Raw genomic sequence first — 14,449 nt, 5'->3', positions numbered from 1 at the left:
ATGAGCGAAATGATAACCGTCGGCGACGCCATCGCCAGAACGCTGGAGCAGTATCAGGTTGAGGCCATCTACGGCGTCATCTCCATTCATAACCTGCCAATTGCCGACGCGGTTGGGCAGCGGGGCAATATCCGCTTTGTGCCCGCGCGCGGTGAAGCCGGTTCCGTCACCATGGCCGATGCCCACGGGCGCTTTTCCGGCCTCGGCGTGGCGCTGACCAGCACCGGCGCGGGGGCGGGTAATGCGGTAGGCGCGCTGGTGGAAGCCATGAATGCCTGCACGCCGCTGCTGCATTTAACCGGGCAGGTTGAGAAAGCCTGGCTGGACGCCGACACCGGGTTTATCCATGAAACCCGTGACCAGCTGACCTTCCTGAAGGCCAGCTCAAAACGGGCGTACCGCATCAGCAATGCGAATCAGGCGATAGCGATTCTGCATAAAGCTATCCAGGACGCGCAGACCCCGCCGTGCGGACCGGTCTCGGTGGAAATCCCGATTGATATTCAGGGCGCCAAAATTCCGCTGTCGCTGGTGACTAAACCGGTTAAACCGGCATCGGTTCCAGCCGTGGATACCGGAATGGTTGACGCGCTGTGGGCGCAGCTCAAACAGGCGAAACAGCCGCTGCTGTGGCTGGGGGGCGGGGCGCTGGGCAGCGCAGACGCGGTTAAAACGCTGGCGGATGCGGGCATCACCGTGATTTCCAGCACCCATGCGCGCGGCGTGCTGCCGGACAGCCACCGCGCCAGCCTGCGGGCGTTTCACAACTCGCCGTCGGTGGAGGCGCTGATCGCGCAGTGCGATTTTACGCTGGTGGCCGGTTCTCGCCTGCGCAGCAACGAAACCCGTTCCTGGACGCTTGAGCTGCCTTCCCCGCGGGTGCAGATCGATATCGACCCGGCGGCAGCAAGCCGTAACTACCTGATGGATAGCACGTTGATAGCCGATTGTTCAGCGGTGCTTGGCGCGCTTGCAGACAAAATTCAGGGCCGCGAGTGGGGCAACGCACAGTGGGATACGCAGGTGCAGCAGGCGGTTGAGCAAGCCGAACAGGGGCTGCGCGAGCAGTGCGGCGCCTACGCGAAGCTCAACGATGCCATCGAGAAAGCGCTGCCGAAAGATGGCCTGCTGGTGCGCGATATCACCGTGTCCGGCAGCCTGTGGGGTAGCCGCCTGTTCAGGGCTAACGGTCCGATGATGAACATTCACTCCCTCGCCGGGGCGATTGGTATGGGGCTGCCGATGGCCATCGGCACCGCGATTGCCAACCCGCAGCGCAAGGTGGTGGGGCTGGTGGGCGACGGCGGCCTGAGTCTGAATTTAGGCGAGCTGGCGACGCTGGCGCAGGAGAAAGCTAACGTGACGCTGCTGGTCATGAACGACGGGGGCTACGGCGTAATGCGTGGTATTCAGGATAAATATTTTGGCGGGCGTCAGTACTATAACGAACTGCATACGCCGGACTTTACCCTGCTGGCGCAGGCGATTGGCCTTCAGGCGTGGAGCGTTGAGCGGGCAGAGGATTTTGATGCGGTGATGACGGAGGCGCTGGCGATGCCGGGGCCGTCGGTAGTGGAAGTGCGGATGGGGCAGATTGGCGCCCTTAAGTTTGCGGGGCCGCCGCAGAAGACGCTTTACTAGCTGTTTCCCCCTCATCCTAACCCTCTTCCACAGGGAGAAAACGGTAGGCCGGGTAAGGCGAAGCCGCCACCCGGCTTTTTTCATCAGAACACGTTAAACGGGTATTCCACGTAAGCGCGGATCTCGTCCCCGCCGACGTTGTACTCGCTGGCGTTGCTGGAGACGCGCAGTACGGAGTAGCGCAGCTTCAGCTTCAGATCTTTCGCCGGGCCATCCTGCACCTGGTACTGGATCTGGTTAAACCACTCGTGCTCTTTGCCATTGCTGGTTTCAGAGGTTTTGATGTTATCGCCGCGCACGTAGGCGGTGGTCCAGCTCAGGCCCGGTAAACCAAGGCCGCCAAAGTCCAGACCGTAGGATGCCTGCCAGGAACGTTCATCTTCCCCGTTGAAATCAGACCAGTAGGAGTTCGCCAGCCAGATGGTGTTACCGCCGTCACCCACGCCGCCTTTGTCGCGATAGCCGCCGTAGTTGTAGCCGGTACTGCCGCTGCTCTGCTGGTACGCCACTTTGAACGTGTGAATGTCCCAGATATAGCTCGCTGCCAGGCTCCAGATGGTGTTGCTGCGGCCCGTGTTGAGGCTGTCCGCGTAATGCTGGTCGAGACGGGAGTTATAGCCGTTGAAGTCGAGCACCAGCTGCTGCCCGGTACTGAACGGCTGTTTGAAGTTCATGCCCAGGTACTGCTTGTTCATCACCTCTTCGTTATGAGAGGCGTACAGCGCGCCGCTGAACTGGTCGTTAAACTGATAGCTCGCACCGCCGAAGGAGAGGCTCTTCAGTCCGCTGTCGTGGCGGTCATCACTTTTACGCTGCTCGTCGGTGAAGTAACCGGCGTTGACTTCCAGACCGTCGATCTCTTTCGAGGTCAGCAGGGTGCCGGTGTAGCTTTCAAACAGCAGGCGGGAGCTGTCGGATGTAATGATTGGCAGTTCAGGACGCTGGTTCCCGTAGCTCAGCACGGTATTGGAGATGCGCATTTTGGCCGTCGCGCCAAACTTTGCCAGATCGGATTTTGCCCGGCCGTCGTCTTCCTGCTTAAAGAAGTCGATGCCGCCCGCGCCGCTCTTGCCGCGGCCACCGTCCAGACGCACGCCATACTGCGCGATACCGTCCACGCCGAAGCCCACCAGCCCTTCGGTATAGCCGGATGCAAACGTGGCGATGATCCCCTGACCCCATTCGGCTTTGTCCTGCTGGCCCTGATGGTAGTCGCGGCTGATATACGCATTGCGTAAAAACAGATCCAGATGGCTGTCGTCAATAAAACCCTTGCTGTCGGATTGCTGGCTTGCGGCGGCAGGTAATGCGGCAAATAAACTTAAAGCAATTAATGATAATTCTTTTTTCACGGAGGGAACGTCTCTGTCTGGATATATTAATTTGAATAACTGCGGAAGAGATAATTACCGGAAAAAGTAACCTTTGCAATAATTATGTGACCAGACATTTCAGAGTGGCAGGGTAGATTTGGCGGGGCTTTCAGGGGTGTTATCGATACGTGCTTTTAAGTTAACAATTCATGCGAAATAAAAAGGAGGCAAAACTGCCTCCTTCTGAAATTATTTAATTCCGTCTGCCGCCATACGGTCGCGAATATGCTGCGCACGCTCTTCCGAAGCCGGGTGATCGTCAAACATGGAGCTTTGACGGCCCTCCTCCAGTTTCGCCAGTTTTTCGAAGCTGGTAGCTAAACCCGATGGATTGATGCCGCGTTTGCGCAACAGATCGTAAGAGTAGTCATCCGCTTCCGACTCCTGACGCTGGGAGAACTGCGAGTTCACCAGTTTTTCGCCCACGTCGCCCAGCTGCGACTGGGACAGGCTGCCGACGATGCCGCCCGCAGAGGCCGCCGCTGCGCGCACGGCATTGGTGCCCAGCGCAACCTGCATCCCTTTCTTCACGTGACCCAGTGCAACGTGACCCATTTCATGGCCGATCACCGCTTCCACTTCGTTGTCGGTCATCATGTCCATCAGGCCGCTGTAAACGCGGATACAGCCGTTCGCCATCGCAAAGGCGTTGACGTCTTTCGCCATATACACCTTGTAGTTCACCGGCTGACCGTTAATGTTGTCGCCCAGCGCGGAAGCAATCTTGTTCAGACGCTGCGTGTAGGTGCTGTTTGCCGGGGCAAGCGTAGCTTTTCCATCCATATCCTTACAGGCCTCGTCGCTCAGCGCTTTCACCTGCGCATCGCTCAATGAGTAGGCCTGAAAAGCTTCTGCGCCTGAGGTCATCAGGCCGTTAGAATCCATATTCTGACAGCCGCTTAGCAGGAGCGTTGTTCCCACAGCCAGCCCGATTGCACGCATTTTCATGATGTTGCTTCCGTACTCGTTAATCTGAATTAATTCCGAAAAATGCACCGTCAACGAAGCCGGTGTCGGGCTAAGTATAAGGAATATCGACAGAGGCGGGCGAGCAGATTGCGCAACATGCGAGCATGATCCAGAGATTTCTTAAGCTGCAAAAGAATGGTCCATGTACATGCCCTGCGGCTTGGGTTACATTGTTGGCACTTTTTTCCGGCGTAGCCCAAAACGCGCTGTCGTCAAGGGCATGGCCTTTAACAGTCCGATCTGGAGTTAAAATGTCCTCACGTAAAGAGCTTGCTAATGCTATTCGTGCGCTGAGCATGGACGCAGTACAGAAAGCCAAATCCGGCCACCCGGGCGCCCCTATGGGCATGGCTGACATCGCCGAAGTCCTGTGGCGTGATTTCCTTAACCACAACCCGCAGAACCCGGCATGGGCAGACCGCGACCGTTTCGTGCTGTCTAACGGCCACGGCTCTATGCTGATCTACAGCCTGCTGCACCTCACTGGCTACGATCTGCCAATCGAAGAGCTGAAAAACTTCCGTCAGCTGCACTCCAAAACTCCAGGTCACCCGGAAGTGGGCTACACCGCTGGCGTTGAAACCACTACCGGTCCGCTGGGTCAGGGCATCGCTAACGCCGTAGGGATGGCGATTGCAGAGAAGACCCTGGCGGCGCAGTTTAACCGTCCTGGCCACGACATCGTTGACCACTTCACCTACGCCTTCCTGGGCGACGGCTGCATGATGGAAGGCATTTCTCACGAAGTGTGCTCCCTGGCAGGCACCCTGAAGCTGGGTAAACTGGTTGCGTTCTACGACGACAACGGCATCTCCATCGACGGTCATGTTGAAGGCTGGTTCACTGACGACACCGCCGCACGTTTCGAAGCCTACGGCTGGCACGTTGTGCGCGGCGTTGATGGCCACGATGCTGACTCGATTAAACGTGCCGTAGAAGAAGCGCGCGCCGTGACCGACAAACCGTCCCTGCTGATGTGCAAAACCATCATCGGCTTCGGTTCTCCGAACAAAGCGGGCACTCACGACTCCCACGGCGCACCGCTGGGCGACGCGGAAATTGCACTGACCCGTGAAGCACTTGGCTGGAAACACCCTGCCTTCGAAATCCCGTCTGAAATCTACGCTCAGTGGGATGCGAAAGAAGTGGGCCAGGCGAAAGAAGCGGCCTGGAACGAGAAGTTCGCGGCATACGCGAAAGCCTTCCCTCAGGAAGCGGCTGAATTCACCCGTCGTATGAAAGGCGACATGCCGTCTGACTTCGACGCGAAAGCGAACGAGTTCATCGCGAAGTTGCAGGCGAACCCAGCCAAGATCGCCAGCCGTAAAGCATCTCAGAATGCGATCGAAGCGTTTGGCCCTCTGCTTCCAGAATTCCTCGGCGGCTCCGCTGACCTGGCGCCATCAAACCTGACCCTGTGGTCCGGATCTAAGCCAATCAACGAAGACACTGCCGGTAACTACATCCATTACGGTGTACGTGAATTCGGGATGACCGCGATTGCCAACGGTATCGCTCTGCACGGTGGCTTCCTGCCGTACACCTCTACCTTCCTGATGTTTGTGGAATATGCACGTAACGCCGTGCGTATGGCTGCGCTGATGAAACAGCGTCAGGTGATGGTCTACACCCACGACTCCATCGGTCTGGGCGAAGACGGTCCTACCCACCAGCCAGTAGAGCAGGTGGCTTCCCTGCGCGTGACCCCGAACATGAGCACATGGCGTCCATGTGACCAGGTTGAATCTGCGGTGGCGTGGAAATACGGCGTTGAGCGTCATGATGGCCCGACCGCACTGATCCTCTCCCGTCAGAACCTGGCGCAGCAGGAGCGTACCCCAGAGCAGCTGGCAAACATCGCGCGCGGTGGTTACGTGCTGAAAGATTGCGCAGGCCAGCCTGAGCTGATCTTCATCGCGACCGGTTCTGAAGTTGAACTGGCCGTTGCCGCATGGGAAAAACTGACTGCTGAAGGCGTGAAAGCGCGTGTGGTTTCTATGCCATCTACCGATGCGTTCGACAAGCAGGATGCCGCGTACCGCGAATCCGTACTGCCTAAAGCGGTCTCCGCTCGCGTGGCAGTGGAAGCGGGTATCGCTGACTACTGGTTCAAATACGTTGGCCTGAACGGCGCTATCGTCGGTATGACCACGTTCGGTGAGTCTGCGCCGGCTGAACAGCTGTTTGAAGAGTTCGGCTTCACCGTTGAGAACGTTGTCGCTAAGGCGAAAGAACTGCTGTAACTCTCCCAGTGAGGCAAAACGGGTCGCTAAGGCGGCCCGTTTTTATTTCGATGGTATTTTTTGTGTTAACAACATATATTTGGTGATTCCCATCACAAATGCGTAAAGTCATAATATGTGTAATTTGCAATGGATATCACATATATAGACTTGCTTTTTTATTTCTTGTTTTTAACGATATGTTTTTATTCGTTTTATTAAAATGCGTTCTGACACGCTCGCCATTTTCTCCCCGTTTGATTTCATTTTACCGCAGGCGTATTTTGTTTTTAGCGATACGTTGTACCCTAAAAATAAAATAAGGATGATATATGCGGTTAATTGATTATTTCCCTGAATCCTCAATATCAATAAAATCCGCAGCAAAGGACTGGCAGGAAGCCATTGATTTGTCCATGTCGTCTTTGCTGCAAAATCATTATATTAACGCTGGTTATATTGAAGCAATTAAAACCTCGACGCTCACTAATGGTCCTTATTACATTCTCGCTCCGGGTGTAGCGATGCCTCATGCCCGTCCGGAGTGCGGTGCCTTAAAAACAGGTATGTCATTAACGCTTCTTAAACAGGAAGTGCAGTTTGCCGACGACGATGAGCCCGTAAAATTACTCATTGGTTTATCGGCGGCGGATGCGGATTCACATATCGGCGCTATCCAGGCATTAAGCGAATTATTATGTGAAGAAGATAAACTGTCGGCGTTGTTAACCGCTAAGTCAGAAAAGCAGTTGGCGGATATTATCGCTCACGCATAATTATTCTCTCCTTTACAGGACATTATTATGGAACACAAGTCTGCTCGTGCAAAGGTCCAGGCTTTTGGGGGCTTTTTGACTGCAATGGTCATCCCGAATATTGGCGCTTTTATTGCCTGGGGATTTATTACCGCATTATTTATTCCAACCGGCTGGATGCCAAATGAGCATTTTGCCAAAATTGTCGGTCCGATGATCACCTATTTATTGCCGGTGATGATTGGCTCTACCGGTGGACACCTGGTTGGCGGCAAACGTGGGGCGGTGATGGGGGGGATCGGCACTATCGGCGTGATTATCGGCGCGGATATTCCTATGTTCCTCGGCTCAATGATCATGGGGCCACTTGGCGGTCTGGTGATTAAGCACATCGATCGGCTGCTGGATAAACGCATTCCCGCTGGTTTTGAGATGGTCATCAACAACTTCTCGCTGGGTATTGCGGGCATGCTCCTCTGCCTGCTGGGATTTGAAGTGATCGGCCCTGCGGTGTTAATTGCCAATAACTTTATCAAAGAATGTATTGAAGCACTGGTGCATGCGGGCTATTTGCCGCTGCTGTCGCTGATTAACGAACCGGCAAAAATCCTGTTTTTAAATAACGCTATCGATCAGGGTGTTTATTATCCGCTGGGAATGCAGCAGGCTTCCGAAACGGGTAAATCCATCTTCTTTATGGTGGCCTCCAACCCCGGGCCGGGATTAGGTCTGCTGCTGGCTTTTACTTTTTTTGGCAAAGGGATGGCAAAGAAATCAGCCCCTGGCGCGATGATTATTCACTTCCTGGGCGGCATTCATGAGCTCTATTTCCCTTACGTACTGATGAAACCGCTGACGCTGATTGCGATGATTGCTGGCGGCATGAGCGGAACGTGGATATTTAATATGTTGGGCGGTGGTCTGGTAGCTGGCCCAAGTCCGGGTTCGATTTTCGCCTATCTCGCGTTAACACCTAAGGGTGCTTTTCTCGCAACGATTGCTGGCGTAACGGCAGGCACTCTGGTCTCTTTTGCAGTCACCTCCCTGATCTTAAAAATGGATAAAAGCCATGAAGCTGAAACGGAAGATACTTTCAATGATTCTGCCAACGCCGTAAAAGCCATGAAGCAGGAAGGCAAGTTTTCTTATCGGGATATTAAGCGCATCGCTTTTGTCTGCGATGCCGGAATGGGCTCCAGCGCTATGGGCGCGACGACATTCCGCAAGCGTCTGGAAAAGGCCGGGCGAGATATCGACGTAAAACATTACGCCATCGAAAATGTGCCTGACGATGCGGACATTATTGTTACCCATGCCAGCCTGGAGGGGCGTGCTAAACGGGTCAGTGACAAACCGTTAGTGCTGATAAAAAACTATCTCGGCGATCCGCAGCTTGACGATCTCTTTAAGCATTTAACGGCGAATTAATCTATCTGGTTTCTGGAGTCATTATGAAAACGAAAGTGGCTGCCATTTATGGCAAGCAGGATGTTCGTATCCGTGAATTTGAACTGCCCGAAATAAGCGACAATGAACTGCTGGTGAGCGTAATTTCTGACAGCGTTTGTTTATCAACCTGGAAGGCAGCGAAATTAGGCAGTGAACATAAACGTGTGCCGGACGATCTGGAAAATCATCCGGTCATCACCGGACATGAATGCGCCGGGGTGATTGTTGAGGTCGGGAAAAATCTGACCGAAAAATATAAAAAAGGTCAGCGCTTTGTTTTACAACCGGCAATGGGATTACCGACCGGTTATTCTGCTGGCTACAGCTATGAATATTTTGGCGGCAATGCGACGTATATGATTATTCCAGAAGTCGCAATTAATCTGGGCTGCGTTTTACCTTATCACGGCTCCTATTTTGCGGCGGCTTCGCTGGCGGAACCCATGTGCTGCATTATCGGCGCGTATAACGCCAATTATCATACGACGCAATATGTCTATGAGCACCGGATGGGCGTGAAACCGGGAGGTAATATTGCGCTTCTGGCCTGCGCCGGGCCGATGGGAATTGGCGCTATTGATTATGCGATTAACGGCGGGATTCAGCCGTCGCGCGTTGTGGTGGTGGATATCGATGAGGCTCGCCTTGCGCAGGCGGAAAAACTCCTGCCGGTTGAGCTGGCGGCACAAAAGGGTATTGAGCTTATCTATGTCAATATCTCCGAACTGGAGAACCCTGCCGCTACGTTACGCGCATTAACTGACAATGCAGGCTTTGACGACGTGTTTGTCTATGCCGCGGTTCCGGCGGTCATTGAACTGGCAGACGATCTTCTCGCCGAGGACGGGTGCCTGAATTTCTTCGCCGGACCAACGGACAGCAATTTCAAGGTGCCGTTTAATTTTTACAACGTCCATTACAACAGTACCCACGTGGTGGGCACCTCCGGCGGCTCGACGGAGGACATGAAAGAGGCGATTGCGCTGAGTGCAACGGGCCAGCTCCAGCCGTCGTTTATGGTGACCCACATCGGCGGCCTTGATGCGGTGCCGCATACGGTACTCAATCTTCCGGACATTCCTGGAGGCAAGAAGCTTATCTATAACGGTGTCACCATGCCGTTAACGGCCATTGCCGATTTTGCCGAAAAGGGCAAAACCGATCCGCTTTTCCGGGAGTTGGCAAGGCTTGTGGAAGAGACGCACGGCATCTGGAATGAAAAAGCAGAGCGCTATCTGCTGGCGCAGTTTGGTGTGGATATTGGGGAGGCGGCGGCATGATGTCTCTGGCATGGCCGCTCTTTCGCGTTACGGAACAGGCGGCGTTGGCCGCCTGGCCGCAAACCGGGTGCGGCGATAAAAACCGAATCGACGGGCTGGCGGTAACCGCCATGCGCGAGGCGCTAAACGCGATAGCGATGCGCGGGCGTATCGTTATCGGCGAAGGTGAGATCGACCATGCGCCAATGCTGTGGATTGGCGAGGAGGTCGGAAGCGGCATCGGCCCGGCGGTGGATATTGCCGTCGATCCCATCGAGGGCACCCGCATGGTGGCGATGGGGCAAAGCAATGCGCTGGCTGTGATGGCGTTTGCGCCTGAGGGCCGCCTGTTTCATGCCCCTGATATGTACATGAAAAAACTGGTGGTTAACGCAGCGGCAGCCGGGGCAATCAGCCTCGATCTCCCGCTGGCAGAAAACCTTCGCAACGTTGCCCGGGCGCTGGGCAAGCCGCTGGAGCATCTGCGGATGGTGACGCTGGACAAACCGCGCCTGCAAAATGCAATTGCCGAGGCGACGCAACTGGGCGTGAAAGTGTTTGCGCTGCCCGATGGCGACGTCGCCGCCAGCGTTCTGACCTGCTTACAGGATAATCCCTATGATCTGATGTACACCACAGGCGGCGCGCCGGAAGGGGTGATCTCCGCCTGCGCGGTGAAAGCGCTGGGTGGCGATATGCAGGCGGAGCTGATCGATTTTTGTGAAGCGAAAGGGGAGAGTCCTGAGAACCGTAGGGTCGCCGTGCAGGAGCACCGTCGCTGTGCGGAGATGAAGGTGGAAGTCAATCGTATCTATACCCTTAGCGAACTGGTAAAGGGCAATGACATTCTGTTCAGCGCGACGGGCGTGACGGGCGGCGAACTGGTTAAAGGTATTCAACAGGTTGCGAAGGGTGTGCGCACGCAAACTTTACTGATCGGCGGCGCAGATCGAACGTGTAATATAATAGACTCTCTGCATTCACGGTGATTTATCGAGATACAAATGACGACACTGACAGAAGACGATGTGCTTGAGCAACTGGATGCTCAGAATAACCTCCTCGCATTTATGACGACGGCACAGTCTTTTTTACTCCAGGGCATTAAATGTTTTCTGCCGTCGCTGTTTGTCGATAACGATGAAGAGATCGTGGAATATGCAGTGAAGCCGTTACTCGCCCGGAGTGGGCCGCTTGATGACATCGATGTGGCGTTACGCCTGATCTATGCGCTGGGGAAAATGGAAAAATGGCTCTACGCCGACATAACGCATTTTTCGCAGTTTTATCAGTATCTGAACGAGCAGGATACGATCCCTGGCTTCGCCGATGACATCACCTGGGATTTTATCAGCAACGTTAATTGCATCACCCGTAACGCGACGTTATTTAGCGCGCTGGAGTCGATGAAATTTGCTGACTTTGCCGCATGGTCTGAGGTGCGCTTTACCGCAATGATCAAGACGGCGCTCACCCTGGCGGTAACGACAATTTTAAAGGAACTTACGCCGTGAAAATTGGGCTAACGGTCAATGGGCTATATGTAGAAGCACATTATCCTGACGACGAAATTGAAAATGTTCATAAGCCTTTGCTGCGGCAACTGGCGAAACGGCATTTCGCCAGCGCCAGCAGACGTACGATTGTTTTTCTCAGCGCCCCGCCCGGTACGGGCAAGTCCACCCTGACCGCCTTCTGGGAATATCTCTCTCGTCAGACGGAGGGGCTCGCTCCGATTCAGACGTTGCCAATGGATGGATTTCATCACTACAACGTCTGGCTGGAAGCGCATAACCTGCGCGCGTACAAAGGCGCCCCGGAGACCTTTGATGTCGACAGGCTGGCGCAACATCTGCGGCAGATAAAAGAGGGCGACGGTACCTGGCCGCAGTATGACCGGCAAACGCACGATCCTGTCGAAGAGGCAATCGTGGTAACGGCCCCTGTCGTGATTGTTGAGGGTAACTGGCTGCTGCTCGATGACGAACGATGGCGAACGCTGATGGAATACTGCGATTTGTCAGTGTTTATCCGCGCCCCCGCCGAAGCGTTACGCACGCGCCTGGTGGGACGTAAGCTGGCCGGGGGGCTCTCTCAGGCCGACGCCGACGCGTTTTATGCCCGCACCGACGGGCCAAACGTGGAGCGTGTTTTGCGTCACAGCCGTCCTGCCAATGTTGAACTGATGATGTCGGCAAATGGCCAATACCGACTCGTCTGATCCGCAGCGGCTTTCAGTGGGGGCTCCGGTCGACCCGCCGCGTTTTTACGTGGCGGGATGAAAAGGGATTATTCCGGAAAAATGTGATGGAGATCAGATAAAATCGCTCTTAATCTGGACAGAGATTCCTTTTATTCCCCGATTCGCTTATTCTTGCTGAAGCGTTTCAGTCGATTAAATGTTCGACAATTGACCAATCAATCGCAGTTTGTGACAGCAAGGATTCCCCTTCGGGCGTCGCTGGATTACTCTTTCAGCCACCTCAAACTCAGGGATAGCTTTGCAGGAGATCTATGACCGTACGCGTAGCGATTAATGGCTTCGGTCGCATCGGACGCAACGTGGTTCGTGCTTTATATGAATCCGGGCGTCGTGCGGAAATCACCGTGGTGGCAATCAATGAACTGGCGGATGCTGCGGGCATGGCGCATTTGTTGAAATATGACACCAGCCACGGTCGCTTTGCCTGGGACGTTCGCCAGGAAAGGGAACAGCTGTTCGTCGGTGACGATGCCATCCGCGTGCTGCATGAGAACAGTATTGAAGGGCTGCCCTGGCGCGAACTGGGTGTGGATGTGGTGCTGGACTGTACCGGCGTGTACGGTAACCGTGAACATGGCGAAGCGCATCTGAATGCTGGCGCGAAAAAAGTGCTGTTCTCCCATCCCGGCAGTAACGACCTCGACGCCACCGTCGTGTTTGGCGTCAACCAGCACGAGCTGGAAGCTGAACACCGCATTGTCTCCAACGCCTCCTGCACCACCAACTGCATTATTCCGGTCATTAAACTGTTAGACGATGCGTATGGCATTGAATCCGGCACCGTGACCACGATTCACTCCGCCATGCACGATCAGCAGGTCATCGACGCCTACCATCCGGATTTACGGCGCACTCGCGCGGCGAGCCAGTCCATCATTCCGGTGGATACGAAACTGGCTGCCGGGATCACCCGTATTTTCCCGCAGTTTAACGACCGTTTCGAAGCGATTGCCGTGCGCGTGCCGACGATAAACGTCACCGCAATCGATCTTAGCGTGACGGTGAAAAAACCGGTAAAAGCCTGTGAAGTCAACCTGTTGCTGCAAAAAGCGGCACAGGGAGCATTTCATGGTATAGTTGACTATACGGAATTACCGTTGGTCTCAGTAGATTTTAACCACGACCCGCACAGCGCCATCGTGGATGGCACGCAGACGCGAGTCAGTGGTGCGCACCTTATCAAGACGCTGGTCTGGTGTGATAACGAATGGGGCTTTGCTAACCGAATGCTCGACACCACGTTAGCCATGGCCGCAAAAGGTTTCAGGTAGAGCGCACCTTGCGCTTGCAAAACTTTAAGAATCAACGAGAGGATTCACCATGTCTGTAATTAAGATGACCGATCTGGATCTGGCAGGTAAACGCGTTTTCATCCGTGCCGATCTGAACGTACCGGTTAAAGATGGCAAAGTGACCAGCGACGCGCGTATCCGTGCATCTCTGCCAACCATTGAACTGGCTCTGAAGCAGGGCGCTAAAGTGATGGTCACCTCCCACCTGGGCCGTCCAACTGAAGGCGAGTACAACGAAGAGTTCTCTCTGCTGCCGGTTGTTAATTACCTGAAAGACAAACTGTCCAGCCCGGTTCGCCTGGTGAAAGATTACCTGGACGGCGTGGAAGTTGCCGAAGGTGAGCTGGTTGTTCTGGAAAACGTTCGCTTCAACAAAGGCGAAAAGAAAGACGACGAAACCCTGTCCAAAAAATACGCTGCGCTGTGCGACGTATTCGTGATGGATGCATTCGGTACGGCTCACCGTGCGCAGGCATCTACCCACGGTATCGGTAAATTCGCAGACGTCGCCTGTGCAGGTCCGCTGCTGGCTGACGAACTGGAAGCGCTGGGTAAAGCTCTGAAAGAACCTGCTCGTCCAATGGTCGCTATCGTTGGTGGTTCTAAAGTGTCTACCAAACTGACCGTACTGGATTCCCTGTCCAAAATCGCTGACCAGCTGATCGTTGGTGGTGGTATCGCGAATACCTTCGTTGCTGCGCAAGGCCACAACGTGGGTAAATCCCTGTACGAAGCGGATCTGGTTGACGAAGCCAAACGTCTGCTGAGCACCTGTGATATCCCGGTTCCAACTGACGTTCGTGTAGCTACCGAGTTCTCCGAAACCGCTACCGCAACCCTGAAATCTGTTAACGACATCAAAGATGAAGAGCAGATTCTGGACCTGGGCGACGTTTCTGCACAGAAACTGGCTGAAATCCTGAAAAACGCAAAAACTATCCTGTGGAACGGTCCTGTCGGCGTGTTCGAATTCCCGAACTTCCGCAAAGGGACTGAGATCGTGGCTAACGCTATCGCAGACAGCGAAGCGTTCTCTATCGCAGGCGGTGGTGACACCCTGGCAGCTATCGATCTGTTCGGTATCGCTGACAAGATCTCCTACATCTCCACTGGTGGCGGCGCATTCCTCGAATTCGTGGAAGGTAAAGTCCTGCCAGCAGTAGCAATGCTCGAAGAGCGCGCTAAGAAGTAAGCCATTCAGGGGCAGGGAAACCTGCCCAATTTTC

The 14,449-nt window shown here is 54.6% G+C and carries 12 protein-coding genes; 10 read left to right on the top strand and 2 right to left on the bottom strand.

Annotation, left to right across the window (positions count from 1 at the left end):
• Complete coding sequence (locus O1721_RS22725; protein WP_032649458.1) at positions 1-1,641, top strand: thiamine pyrophosphate-binding protein; 1,641 nt, start codon at positions 1-3, stop codon at positions 1,639-1,641.
• Between the two features lie 83 nt (positions 1,642-1,724).
• On the opposite strand, the gene O1721_RS22720 is transcribed toward O1721_RS22725, so the two are convergent.
• Both O1721_RS22720 and loiP read right to left on the bottom strand, forming a co-directional pair.
• Positions 1,725-2,993 (bottom strand): OprD family outer membrane porin, encoded by a 1,269-nt coding sequence (locus tag O1721_RS22720; RefSeq protein ID WP_017382910.1) that lies wholly within the window; start codon positions 2,991-2,993, stop codon positions 1,725-1,727.
• A gap of 210 nt (positions 2,994-3,203) precedes the next feature.
• A complete protein-coding gene (gene loiP, locus O1721_RS22715; RefSeq protein WP_017382909.1) occupies positions 3,204-3,962 on the bottom strand; it encodes a metalloprotease LoiP in 759 nt (252 codons plus the stop codon).
• Positions 3,963-4,234: 272 nt separating this feature from the next.
• On the opposite strand from loiP, the gene tkt reads away from it, so the two are divergent.
• The 9 genes from tkt (at position 4,235) to pgk (ending at position 14,415) form a co-directional block, all read left to right on the top strand.
• Complete coding sequence (gene tkt / locus O1721_RS22710; RefSeq protein WP_017382908.1) at positions 4,235-6,226, top strand: transketolase; 1,992 nt, start codon at positions 4,235-4,237, stop codon at positions 6,224-6,226.
• Positions 6,227-6,537: 311 nt separating this feature from the next.
• Positions 6,538-6,981 carry a PTS mannitol transporter subunit IIA gene (gene cmtB / locus O1721_RS22705; RefSeq protein WP_032649454.1) on the top strand — a complete coding sequence of 148 codons (444 nt, stop codon included), beginning with the start codon at positions 6,538-6,540 and terminating at the stop codon, positions 6,979-6,981.
• A 27-nt stretch (positions 6,982-7,008) separates the two neighbouring features.
• The gene (locus tag O1721_RS22700; protein WP_023295398.1) at positions 7,009-8,388 is read left to right on the top strand and encodes a PTS mannitol transporter subunit IIBC; all 1,380 of its coding nucleotides are present in this window, start codon (positions 7,009-7,011) and stop codon (positions 8,386-8,388) included.
• A 23-nt stretch (positions 8,389-8,411) separates the two neighbouring features.
• Positions 8,412-9,689: a zinc-binding dehydrogenase gene (locus O1721_RS22695; RefSeq protein WP_032649452.1), complete on the top strand. Its 1,278-nt coding sequence runs from the start codon at positions 8,412-8,414 to the stop codon at positions 9,687-9,689.
• Entirely contained in the window at positions 9,686-10,657 is a 972-nt protein-coding gene (gene glpX, locus O1721_RS22690; protein WP_023295396.1) for a class II fructose-bisphosphatase, read from the top strand. Before O1721_RS22695 ends, glpX begins: the two co-directional genes overlap by 4 nt.
• 15 nt (positions 10,658-10,672) lie before the next feature.
• The gene (locus tag O1721_RS22685) at positions 10,673-11,182 is read left to right on the top strand and encodes an MltR family transcriptional regulator (protein WP_015571811.1); all 510 of its coding nucleotides are present in this window, start codon (positions 10,673-10,675) and stop codon (positions 11,180-11,182) included.
• The gene (locus O1721_RS22680; RefSeq protein ID WP_032649448.1) at positions 11,179-11,889 is read left to right on the top strand and encodes a nucleoside/nucleotide kinase family protein; all 711 of its coding nucleotides are present in this window, start codon (positions 11,179-11,181) and stop codon (positions 11,887-11,889) included. The genes O1721_RS22685 and O1721_RS22680 overlap by 4 nt, the downstream gene beginning before the upstream one ends.
• A 293-nt stretch (positions 11,890-12,182) precedes the next feature.
• On the top strand, positions 12,183-13,202 hold the full coding sequence (epd, locus tag O1721_RS22675; RefSeq protein WP_032668611.1) for an erythrose-4-phosphate dehydrogenase: 1,020 nt from the start codon (positions 12,183-12,185) through the stop codon (positions 13,200-13,202).
• A 49-nt stretch (positions 13,203-13,251) separates the two neighbouring features.
• Positions 13,252-14,415 carry a phosphoglycerate kinase gene (pgk, locus tag O1721_RS22670; RefSeq protein ID WP_015571809.1) on the top strand — a complete coding sequence of 388 codons (1,164 nt, stop codon included), beginning with the start codon at positions 13,252-13,254 and terminating at the stop codon, positions 14,413-14,415.
• Positions 14,416-14,449 lie beyond the last annotated feature (34 nt).

It is taken from the genome of Enterobacter cloacae complex sp. HYC033_NIDB (genome assembly GCF_056673335.1).
Note: the sequence above shows the minus strand (reverse complement) of the source record. Positions and strands in the feature narration are given on the sequence as shown.